Genomic DNA, 10,288 nt, shown 5'->3' with positions numbered 1-10,288 from the left:
GGCCGTAGCCAGGGCGAGAGTTTCTCTGATTTTGCACTTGGCGGCTGTTGGTTGTGGAAGTTTGAACTGTAGAACTACCGTTGACAGCAGCACCATTTTGCTCAGTGTATTGGTCAACGCTTTGTGATTGACCTGCGAATGCAGCGGTGGGAGCAATCATCAAACCAGCAGCCAGCAAACCGAAAGCGATAGATTTGTTCAACATTTTGATGGACCTTGTTAGTTGTGTGTGTGTTGTGAAAGTTATGTGTTGTAGTCAGGCAAGGGCGTTGCGTTTATACCTTTGACTGTGCAACGCCTTTGCACGAAATCAATGATGATTAGCGACGACCAGCATTTTGGCTCTGGTTGTTGTTGGTGCGACCGACTTGGTCAGTGTTAGAACCATCGGTTGCCGCACCATTTTGAACAGTACCTTGGCGAGCATCTTGACGTTGGTTAACTTTGCCACTGCTACCGTAACGCTGACCGTAGCGGCCGTAGCCAGGGCGAGAGTTTCTCTGATTTTGCACTTGGCGGCTGTTGGTTGTGGAGGTTTGAACCGTAGAACTACCGTTGGTAGCAGCACCATTTTGCTCAGTGTACTGGTCAACGCTCTGGGATTGTTGCGCAAATGCAGCGGTAGGAGCAATCATCAAACCAGCAGCCAGCAAACCGAAAGCAATAGATTTGTTTAACATTTTGATGTAACCTCGTTAGCTGTGTGTGTTGTTTTAGTGTTTTGTTGTTTTTGGTGAGAGTGAACACCTTTGTTTCCGTAGCTAGGTATTTAGATGTGTCTTTACCTCTAGGAGTTCCTTCGGGTGTTTCTCTTTTTGTTTTTTGTTTTCCTATTGAGAGCTACATAATCGAATCGCATCATTTCGGATTTCTCTTTTGAGATTTTTGAAAAATTGCGCTTGCGCTTCATCTGCTCTCTAGTTCACCCTCCCCCCCCAGAGATTACTCAAGATAGAGGTGAACTCTATACTTAACTGTTTTAACCAAAGAATTTGGGTGCGTCAAGAGCTAAGCTGAAATTTTTAGGCAAAATTTTTTGAGCATAAATTTTTTTTGGTGTTAAAATCTACGGCTAAAGGTTAGATATATACGCTGTAACTGTGAAAAAGGCAAAACCACGGATAGCATTTCTACGTGAAAAAGCAGGGCTAACGCAGCTCGAGCTTTCGCGCCTCGTAGGCGTGACCGAAAGTACCATTCAGAACTGGGAAAGCGGAAGGACTGGGACAGAACACATTGAGAGAATCATTAGGTTTTGCAAAGCTCTGAATTGCCAAGTGGAAGATTTAATTGATTACGTAAGCGATTCAGCCCAAGAGCCTGCTGCAAAACTTACCTCACTCAGCGAGATCCATCATTTATTGGGGACTGACGAACCTTCCCTAACTCCTCGCCCTAATTCTGAAGTTGCTCAAAAGCAGCAAGTTAGTCATTAGTCAGGAGTTAAGAGTCAAGAGTCATCAGTTATTATTTCTCTCCCCCCTCCCCCCCACAGCCCCCAATCCCTGAGGGAAGCCCAAGCCCCCACCTCCCTATCGCCTTATCTTCCCCCACTCCCCTAGCTTGCTGCCATAAAGTATCTACCGTCACAAATTGATAGCCCTGTTGTATGAGTTGAGGAATGAGTATTGCTGTTGTTGCGGCAATATCTTGTCCGCCGCAAGCACCGTCATGCAACACAATCAGTGAGCCATTACAGACTTGCTGGAGAATTCGCTGCACGACTGTGGCTACTCCCGGTCTTACCCAGTCCTCCGGTACAACACTCCACATCACGGGTCGATAATTCCACTGGTTCAGGAGTTTTAATGTTGTAGGTGTAAACAAACCGTTGGGAGGACGGACATCACGTACTTTTTCGGGTGCAAGATCACAGGCATTGTAGATAGCAGCTTGGGTTTTTTCTAAACTGTGCTTAAGTTCCATTGGGGAGAGCATGGGAAAATTTTGATGGTCATACCCATGTAACCCAATCCAATGCCCGCGATCGCACACCTCTTTAGCTAGACTTGGTGAACGGTTGACACAAGCACCTAACCAGAAGAAACTAGCTGTGATGTTGTAACGGTCTAAAACTTTCAACAGTTCGGGCGTGTATTGAGGATGGGGACCATCATCAAACGTCAATGCGATCATTTTGGAATTTGCATCACCACACCAAAGGCAGTTAGGAAACGTTGGTTTGAGGATGCGGTAGAAAATTGGAAATAGGGGAGCCAGTTGCATTTAGAGCCTACTTGCTGTTTTTCGTTTTATGTACTAGCACTGAAACCAAAGCTAAGTCATCTGTTGCCTATTTTTCAACTTCATCATATTCCGTGAAAAATATTAGCCATCCGCTTAAAGATCCAGGAACTTTATTGTAAATATTTATGAATATTCTATTTTTCAAATTCCCATTGTTCTGCTGCTTGTACGGCTACCTTAATCGCATTGTCAATCGCAACGTCTTTCTGTTCTAAAATCACTTCTTCACCAACTGTACGTTGAGCAACGACACCACACACGCAGCCTGCTCTAAAACCATACACCCCTGCCATTTTTAACAAAGTGCCACACTCCATTTCGTAGTTCAGCACGTTCAAAGACCGATATTCTTCTGTTATACCGCGTAGAGAGCGCAACAACTGTCGATTCATAAACTGAGTTCGCTCTTGTCCTTCATAGAATGTATCGACTGACGCAGTCACACCCATATAATGTTTCACCTTCAATTCCTGTGCAGCCTTTACCAAGGCTACCGTCACAAACGGATCGGCTGCTGCGGGATACTCAACAGGTGCAATATCGTTAGCGGCTCCTTGTCGGCATAAGGCAGCACTCGTAATTACGATGCTACCAACCGGTACGTGTTCTTGAATAGAGCCGCAAGTGCCGACGCGAATAATCAGCTTAATACCAAGTTGTATCAACTCATTAACAACAATAGTTGTGGATGGCGCTCCCATACCACTCGTGGCAGATAAAAGCGCTTTCCCGTTGGGCAGAATGCCTAGATAACTGTTCAACCCGCGATTTTCAGACAAAAGACGCACAGAGTGCAAATAGGACTGGGCAATGAGCCGTGCCCGTTCCGGATCACCGGATAATAAGGCAATGGTTGGCGATCGCTCTCCAAGGTCATCTTTTCCAAACCCGATATGATACAGCTTGCCATGAGTCATTTGAGATACTTATCACACCAGTTCACCATTTCCCAGAGTACATGAGCAACCCCTTCACGAGAGCGATAGCCGTGGTCTTCTAAAGGTAATACCACCAAGCGAACAGTTGCTCCGAGTCCCTTAAGCGCTTCATACAGCCGTTCCGTTTGTAGTGGATAAGTGCCAGCATTGCTATCTTTTTCCCCGTGAATCAGTAAAAGTGGCGCTTTGACTTTAGCAGCATGAGTAAAAGGAGACATATGAATGTAAGTCTGTTGTGCCTCCCAGAAATTGCGCTGCTCTCCTTGAAAGCCAAAAGGAGTCAGGGTACGGTTATAAGCGCCACTCCTGGCAATACCTATGCGGAATAAATCGGTCTGTGCTAGTAAATTTACGGTTGTAAAGGCACCATATGAGTGTCCGCCAATACCAATATGATTGGGGTCGGCAATGCCACGTCCTACCACATAGTCTACTGCAGCTTGCGCTCCAGCAATCAATTGCTCTACGTAAGTATCATTTGGCTCGGCATCACCTTCACCAATAATCGGCAAAGTGGGACCAGAAAGAACTGCATAGCCTTGAGTCAGCAGAAATAAAACAGAAGCACGGCTGGGACGGCTGAAAGTGTTTTCAGATTTCGTAATCTGTCCTGCAAATTCCTTATCTTTAAATTCCTCGGGATAAACCCAAAATAACATCGGCAAAGGACCATCTCGGCTAGGGTCATAACCAGCAGGGAGGTAGAGTTTAGCCGACAGTTGCACGCCATCTGAGCGCTGATATTTCACCAACTCACTCTCGACTCCAGCCAACTGAGGAGCAGGGTCTTGATAATGAGTCAGGGCAATGGGAACCTGATGATCGCGACGGTTAAACAGAAAATAATTCGGTGGCTCAGTTTGAGACTGGCGACGAGTAATCACAGTTTGTGCTTGATCATCCAGCACATAACAGATTTCCTCTAAGTAAGGATCTTGGCACTGCCATAAGCGGTGCGTCTCCCCTGTTTCCAAATCTAGGGAATCTAAAAACGGATATACGCCCTTGGGTGATACTCCTCGTCCGTTGAGGTAAATGACATTGCCTTGTGGTGCAAAACGTAGAACTCTATACCTGAATGGTCCTACAGTCATCAATGCTGACCCTGGGTCACTGTATTTATCTTCAGAACTACGGTCAAATAGCAGTTGCGGCGGTATTTCAGGCGCTTTGGGATAAATGCGCCAGATTCGCTCTTTGCGGGTATCGTACCATCGTTCCCAAACCAGGGCGACATCTTCTTTCCCCCAAGCAAGGCTATGGAAGCGATACTCGGATTGCCAGAGTTGGTTTGGTGTATCGCTAAAGGGAGCATTTAATTCAAACAAAGCATCCCGTTTGGCAACGTCACAAGTCGGATCACCCTCGTCTAAAGCTTCTATCCAACACAATGTCGCTTTTACATCGCTGCGCCAAGAGACTCCCCTTCGTCCTGTCCGCACTTCGTCAAATTTGGTTGTACGGCGCACAAAAAGTGGTACATCAGCAACCTCGTAGACTAATTTCCCTGCATCATCAACAACCTGAATTTTTTTAGGAAAATATGAGACGGGAACTTGGTAAGAAAACGGTCGCTGCAGCGTAGTAAGTAGAATGAATTTGCTGTCAGGAGAGGGTATGGCTTGATGAATAAGACTGCTAGATACCAACAAAGTGCGATGACCATCGAGCGTCACTTTCTCTAAAGTTGAGGTTAAGTAGTATTCAAGTAGCGCCTCATCGTGCGGATTTTGCAGTAGATTTGTATACGTCCGAGTTGGGCTTTTACCGTGCAAGTTTTCTTGAATTAGAGGTCCTGGAGGAACTACTGGTTCAGAAGGAGGCTCAGGGCGATCGCTCTCAATGAACTTGCAAATCAGTATCTCATCCGACAGCCAATAATACGGTTCTCCATACGCTGCGTTGAGAACTGGCTCTGTTAAGCGCCTGGTGGTGCAATCAGCAACATCCACAACCCACAGTTCTAGCCCTGTTGCTTGACTCAAGGTAAAGGCGAGTTTTTGACTATCAGGTGACCACCTTAAGAACCCAATTTGGGCGTTGTCAGGAAGCGCTATTGTTTTGCTTATTTCACCAGAGGCGATCGCCTTTATTCTCATAGTCCCGAAAGGGTTGTGGCGAGCAGGTGCGTTCGTTTTGGGATTAATGAATAATCCCGCCAAAGCAACTTCTACTTCTGCAAGTAAGGCGATCGGGAGCAACAAAGGCTTTTCTAACTCCACCATCCATTCCCTGTTAGGAGAGAGCAGAATTGTCGGTGGCGGTGGAGCATCGAGAATTTGGTTAATCGGTTCTGGGGGAGATTGCCAGAATTGTTCAATAATGGGGGGATTGGTGGGGAATTTGTCCATTTTGAGTCGGGTGTTGGCAAGCTCTTATTCCAAATTACCAACACCTGACTCAGAATACATCCTGAAATGGTCACTTTTCTACAGTGTACGGGGTGGACACAAAGCATGTAGTAGTTTGCAAACTTTACACCCCTACAGCCCCACATCCGACTAAGTACAGGATTTCACAAGTTCGTAACTTTTTTAAACGCAGAGGAACACCCTTGGTAGCGCATTCGTGACGCAGAGTCTCGCCAAATTTAATCCGCTACAAATTAATGAAATGCTGTACTAAGTTGTCATTGCGACTTCAACATCTTCTTCTATTTTGGGTTTAGCTTCCTGAAACTCCCGACCTAGTTGAGTTAGTTGTTTTTGGTTCATACACTTACGGACAGCGCTAAAAATTTCCCTTTCTTCTTCTTGTACGTGGTGCTGAACCGCTTTTTTTAGCTCACTCATTTTTGTTTTAAACTCAGATTCGGTCGGTTTGAGCACCTTGAGTTCTTCTAAAAGCGCTTTGGCTTGTTCGTGTTCTTCTTGGGCTTCTTGAGTATATTTTCTAGTTTCTTCATACTCTTGCATTGCTGGGTAGAAGACAAATTCTTCCGCTCTTGTGTGCAAGTTCAACATTTTGTAAATTTGATTAAAGTAATCATACAGTTTCGTGTTTTCAGCAGTTTCTATTTTTGCAAACAGTTGCTCAACTTGACGATGCTCAGCTTCAATTAATGAAAGGATGTCCTGAGTTCTAGCTGTAGTCATATCTGTTTACTCCTTGTACTGTAGGTAACATTTGGATACTTGTCACTATAGGTTTAGAACCATCTTGACTCACCAATTTCTGACAAACTTATAACCTCAGCCATAATTTCAACACTTTTTTCTCAACAGCCAAAAATCAAGCTAGTTAGCAATTGCCTTTCTTCTATACTCTTCCTTAAGGTTTTGAAATTTATTTCTTATGAAGGATGAATAAAAAATTTTGCAATGTTTCAATTAATATTATCGGCAAGAGAAATGGAAGGGATTTAAGAAATGAACATCATTGCATGGGTAGTTTTAGGGCTTTTAGCTGGTGCAATTGCTAAAGCTATCTATCCTGGTTATCAAGGTGGTGGAATTCTTGCTACTATCTTGTTGGGAATCGTTGGTGCTTTTATCGGTGGAAGTTTAGGAGTTCTTTTGGCTACTGGAAGACTAACCCTAACTGCTGCTAGTTTTAGCCTCCCTGGTTTGGCTTTAGCTGTTATCGGCGCACTGCTTGCTATCTTCATTTGGCATTCATTCGCTCGCAGAACTGTTTAATAATTAAAAATTGATTATAATTTGTAATTCGTAACTCGTAATTAGATTGGTCATTAAGAGTTACGAATTATTAGTTAATATATAAATCTTTTATTTTCAGCATATTATAATTCATTAGTATATTATTTTACTCAATATTGACTCACTTTCCAACTTGAGGAGTGGAGCAAGTAGATCAACTTATATAAATAACACAATCAGCAAAACAGCTAAGCTCAACTGCAAACCTTGCTGCCTTCTGTCCTGAGTTCCCTCTACCTTAGAAGGCAGGCTAGATAAATATTTGTCATAGAAATCACGCAGAAGGGAAGAGTGTTTCTTCACTTAATCTTTCTTGACTTAATCTTTCTTCACATAGTTGTGTTTATCGTAAATTAAAGGGTCTAAGACCCCTACGTCTATACGTAGTCTCAGTTTCAGTTGGGGTTTAAATCCCTGTCTGAAACGTCTTCAATGCGTGAATTTTGAATGAGCGAATTTTGAATTTTTAATTACCCCCCGGCACTCTCCTTCCCCCAAACCATTGCGGGGACTATAGGGAGGTTAATTTTCGTGTATCTTCATAGAGCAACGGTATGAAAAGGTAAATTTCTACTCCCAAAATACTTATTATTTTTTCAGCATTTTTATACAATTTTTGATAGTCCAAAAGCTAGATGAAGTTTCTGGTAGGTGAAGCAAAATAGAAAGTGAACAGAGATAAACAATACCAAATTTACAAGCCATGACAACTAACAAAGCAAGCAATTCCAACAACGCTGTGTCTACCTCCCAGCATGAGAGCAAAGAGGAACTCAATAAAAAAACCTCTGTGCAATTTGTCACCAGTGTTACAATCGGCGTTTTAACAATTATCCTTGTTGCTGCAAGTGCTTATTTCGGAATCATCCGCTTCTAATACTACTGATTGAACGTATGCCTAAAATTTTGGAGTAGCCATAGAAAATTGATTATGGCTACTCCAATTTTAAATATTCTTTGTTTTAGTGTATAAAACCGTCATGAGTGAGTTCGGTTAAGCTCACTTAGGAATAACAACAAGCTTGCTAAAGTAGTTTTTAGAAGTATAGTGAACTTTGCAATTTGCAGGTTACTACCGTGAATAATTTGTCAAATATCAACTCAGAATCTTTTGGCGAGGCTTCGGGAAACAACTTGCTGTGGCAGTATGTTCAATCTATGAGTCCACAGACAGTTACCCAACTTTCCAAGCCATCTTCTCCTGACGTGCTTCAGGCAATGGAACGTACTATTGTAAGTATGTTGGGAAACCTACCATCAGAAGACTTTAACGTACTCATTACCACCAATCGCGAAAATCTTGGAAGGCTACTAGCTGCTGCGACGATGAATGGTTACTTCCTGCGTAACGCGGAACAACTGATGGCTTTTGAAAAGTCTTTACAAGCAGCAGATGCTCATTCAGAGGATTAACAATCAAGCCATTTCGCAGCGCTTCAAATATATACGATTGAGGGAGCGATTGCCCAAGGGGCACTGGCGGAGCCAATCGCCAAAAAACAGCGATCGCCCCCTCACTTTTCATCAAACCTAGTCAACAGCTTTCTTTACCCTAGCTCTTTTTCACCTCCTGAGCCATTTTTCGGTAGTAGTCCATTTGAGGATTAGGACGACGCCGATAAGCGGTAGGGGTTTCAAGAGCTTTTGTAACTTCAGCTTCAATTTTTTCTTGTGTTGTCTCTCGTTTTATACCCTGTGCTGAATCAGGTTCTAGGAAATATCCAGAACCTGAATTGGAAAGTCCAAAGAGCTTACCGAAGAAACCAAAGATATTTCCCAGGAAATTAAAGATATTTCTCAAAACAACAGAGAAAAAAGCTGTAAGGCGAATAAAAGAATTCTGAAGAATTTGTGTTAAACGAGACATAGTATAGCCTCCCGTAGCTGCACATCTTTATTGTGACTTACTAAACTAAAGATGTGCAGCTATTTTTTTGTATATTGAGAAATTGTCTGGGTGGTTTGACAAACCAAGTTTCAACCAGATCGAGAGCCCAAAACTGGTCTAACAAAGTTTGTCGATTTGGGAGCCCCAGATTTTTAGTCTTCGTCAAGAGCCGGGAAAGCTTCTTCAAACCGCCACAATTCATTTTTATTTTTAACGAACCAAATACGAGTTTCTGGAGTTAATTGACTCCAAACTTTTTCAATGGGTATGTGGGGAGATGAATATTGATACTCTTGACCAAGCGCTTTCAAATTTTGTGCGACATCATCAGGAACGCCGAACTCTTTCCAATCAATTTCTCTGTGTATTCCAGATACTCCCTTACCAGGGTCGAAAATTAACTGTGCAGTTCTGATTAAGTCAGCGAAGTGTACTGGTCTGAGGTTATTTATCTCCTGAATCTGGAGTGATTCGTTATCCTTTTGAGACATCGTTACGTTCGTGGTGAAAATAGTTTGTCCATTGGACTTACCGCCAGAGATATTCACCTCGATGCTTCTAGTTTAGCGCAGAGTGAAAATTGAGTAGTAGTCAACTCCCTAAGAACGCAGTTGAGCTAATAGCACTGTAGGGTTCCAGTAAGCGCGAGTTGTTTGAATCTTACCAGCATCGTTAATTTCAAAAACTGTTATGCCCTCAAAGGTCACTGACTTGCCAGTTTTGCTAACACCCTCCATTGTCCATTTTACTGCTGCCTCATTGCCTGCGACGAAAATATGCTCTGTTGTTGGTTCCAGCTTCTCAAATGCGGCTTGCAATTGCCCAATAAACTCCCGAAACCCCTCATGGACTTTTGTTGGCGGATGTCCAACTGGATCGTAACTCACAGCATCTTCTGCAAAGTTTTCCACCCAGCCTGTTGGGTTCATTGTTGCAATGTTAGCAAAGTAGGAAGCAACAACAGCTTCGATAGCTTTTGAGTTATTCTCCGACATGGCAAAGATATTTACTGTTAACTGAAAATGGCTTCGGTTGGTTACTCATTTTCAATCAGAACTGTAACCGCAGCGACAGCTATTAACATTTCGTCATTTTTATCATTGAGCGCCTCAATTGCTTTACCCTGAACCACCATCCCCCCAGACTCAACGGTGAGAGTTTTGCGACCAAAAGGCAACACAGCCAAAACCTCGTCTTGTCGTACTTGCTCCGGGTAAGGCACTGCAACCTTGACTTCAACGATCATATCATCTGGATCACTCAAGCCAGCGACTTCCGAAATACCAGGCAAAGCATTGTGTGCGATCGCATTTCTCACAGCCCTCGCCGCTGCTACCGTTGGTTCCTGTCCATGCTGATCCACTCCCATCCCCATTTCAATAATTAAGCGTTTGCGTGCCACACTGACCTCTCATTGTAAAGTTTTCTTCTTCAAAGCCTACAAGATTTTTGCATTCATGTCTTGTAATGAAACTATATACACTTTCATTACAAGATATGCTAAGTCTCTACGCTGCTGTTGTACCCTTCAGATCCCCGACTTCTCTAAGAAGTCG

The 10,288-nt window shown here is 43.3% G+C and carries 14 protein-coding genes; 4 read left to right on the top strand and 10 right to left on the bottom strand.

What is annotated here, in order from left to right; translation table 11 throughout:
• A partial coding sequence (locus ACM0OZ_RS38495; protein ID WP_414588127.1) for an autotransporter outer membrane beta-barrel domain-containing protein occupies nt 1–205 on the bottom strand: 205 nt, incomplete at its 3' end.
• A 115-nt stretch (nt 206–320) separates the two neighbouring features.
• Nucleotides 321–680 carry a hypothetical protein gene (locus ACM0OZ_RS38490; protein ID WP_414588126.1) on the bottom strand — a complete coding sequence of 120 codons (360 nt, stop codon included), beginning with the start codon at nt 678–680 and terminating at the stop codon, nt 321–323.
• A 420-nt stretch (nt 681–1,100) separates the two neighbouring features.
• On the opposite strand from ACM0OZ_RS38490, the gene ACM0OZ_RS38485 reads away from it, so the two are divergent.
• Nucleotides 1,101–1,436 (top strand): helix-turn-helix transcriptional regulator, encoded by a 336-nt coding sequence (locus ACM0OZ_RS38485; protein ID WP_414588125.1) that lies wholly within the window; start codon nt 1,101–1,103, stop codon nt 1,434–1,436.
• A 31-nt stretch (nt 1,437–1,467) separates the two neighbouring features.
• Here ACM0OZ_RS38485 and ACM0OZ_RS38480 read toward each other — a convergent pair whose 3' ends face one another.
• The 4 genes from ACM0OZ_RS38480 to ACM0OZ_RS38465 all read right to left on the bottom strand — a co-directional run bounded on the left by ACM0OZ_RS38480 (nt 1,468) and on the right by ACM0OZ_RS38465 (nt 6,280).
• Nucleotides 1,468–2,226, bottom strand: coding sequence for a polysaccharide deacetylase family protein (locus ACM0OZ_RS38480; RefSeq protein WP_414588124.1), 759 nt, complete (start codon nt 2,224–2,226; stop codon nt 1,468–1,470).
• A 155-nt stretch (nt 2,227–2,381) separates the two neighbouring features.
• Entirely contained in the window at nt 2,382–3,164 is a 783-nt protein-coding gene (locus ACM0OZ_RS38475) for a nucleoside phosphorylase (RefSeq protein WP_414588123.1), read from the bottom strand.
• Nucleotides 3,161–5,536 (bottom strand): prolyl oligopeptidase family serine peptidase, encoded by a 2,376-nt coding sequence (locus ACM0OZ_RS38470; protein WP_414588122.1) that lies wholly within the window; start codon nt 5,534–5,536, stop codon nt 3,161–3,163. The genes ACM0OZ_RS38475 and ACM0OZ_RS38470 overlap by 4 nt, the downstream gene beginning before the upstream one ends.
• A gap of 270 nt (nt 5,537–5,806) precedes the next feature.
• Nucleotides 5,807–6,280, bottom strand: a complete 474-nt coding sequence (locus ACM0OZ_RS38465) for a hemerythrin domain-containing protein (protein WP_414588121.1) — start codon at nt 6,278–6,280, stop codon at nt 5,807–5,809.
• Between the two features lie 273 nt (nt 6,281–6,553).
• On the opposite strand from ACM0OZ_RS38465, the gene ACM0OZ_RS38460 reads away from it, so the two are divergent.
• The 3 genes from ACM0OZ_RS38460 (at nt 6,554) to ACM0OZ_RS38450 (ending at nt 8,257) form a co-directional block, all read left to right on the top strand.
• Nucleotides 6,554–6,823, top strand: coding sequence for a GlsB/YeaQ/YmgE family stress response membrane protein (locus ACM0OZ_RS38460; protein ID WP_414588120.1), 270 nt, complete (start codon nt 6,554–6,556; stop codon nt 6,821–6,823).
• Nucleotides 6,824–7,547: 724 nt separating this feature from the next.
• A complete protein-coding gene (locus ACM0OZ_RS38455) occupies nt 7,548–7,721 on the top strand; it encodes a hypothetical protein (RefSeq protein ID WP_198940862.1) in 174 nt (57 codons plus the stop codon).
• Nucleotides 7,722–7,921: 200 nt separating this feature from the next.
• Nucleotides 7,922–8,257 (top strand): DUF760 domain-containing protein, encoded by a 336-nt coding sequence (locus ACM0OZ_RS38450; protein ID WP_414588119.1) that lies wholly within the window; start codon nt 7,922–7,924, stop codon nt 8,255–8,257.
• A gap of 139 nt (nt 8,258–8,396) precedes the next feature.
• Here the strand turns inward: ACM0OZ_RS38450 and ACM0OZ_RS38445 are convergent, their stop codons facing one another.
• From ACM0OZ_RS38445 to ACM0OZ_RS38430, 4 genes are all read right to left on the bottom strand, one after another.
• Nucleotides 8,397–8,711 carry a threonine dehydratase gene (locus ACM0OZ_RS38445; RefSeq protein ID WP_414588118.1) on the bottom strand — a complete coding sequence of 105 codons (315 nt, stop codon included), beginning with the start codon at nt 8,709–8,711 and terminating at the stop codon, nt 8,397–8,399.
• A 173-nt stretch (nt 8,712–8,884) separates the two neighbouring features.
• The gene (locus ACM0OZ_RS38440) at nt 8,885–9,223 is read right to left on the bottom strand and encodes a hypothetical protein (protein WP_414588116.1); all 339 of its coding nucleotides are present in this window, start codon (nt 9,221–9,223) and stop codon (nt 8,885–8,887) included.
• A gap of 108 nt (nt 9,224–9,331) precedes the next feature.
• On the bottom strand, nt 9,332–9,727 hold the full coding sequence (locus ACM0OZ_RS38435; protein ID WP_414588115.1) for a nuclear transport factor 2 family protein: 396 nt from the start codon (nt 9,725–9,727) through the stop codon (nt 9,332–9,334).
• Nucleotides 9,728–9,768: 41 nt separating this feature from the next.
• A complete protein-coding gene (locus tag ACM0OZ_RS38430) occupies nt 9,769–10,134 on the bottom strand; it encodes a Lin0512 family protein (RefSeq protein ID WP_041034785.1) in 366 nt (121 codons plus the stop codon).
• Nucleotides 10,135–10,288: the final 154 nt, after the last annotated feature.

The sequence above is a fragment of the Scytonema sp. PCC 10023 genome, assembly GCF_963920835.1.
GTDB lineage: Bacteria > Cyanobacteriota > Cyanobacteriia > Cyanobacteriales > Nostocaceae > Kalymmatonema.
This window is presented reverse-complemented; position numbering and strand designations above follow the sequence as displayed.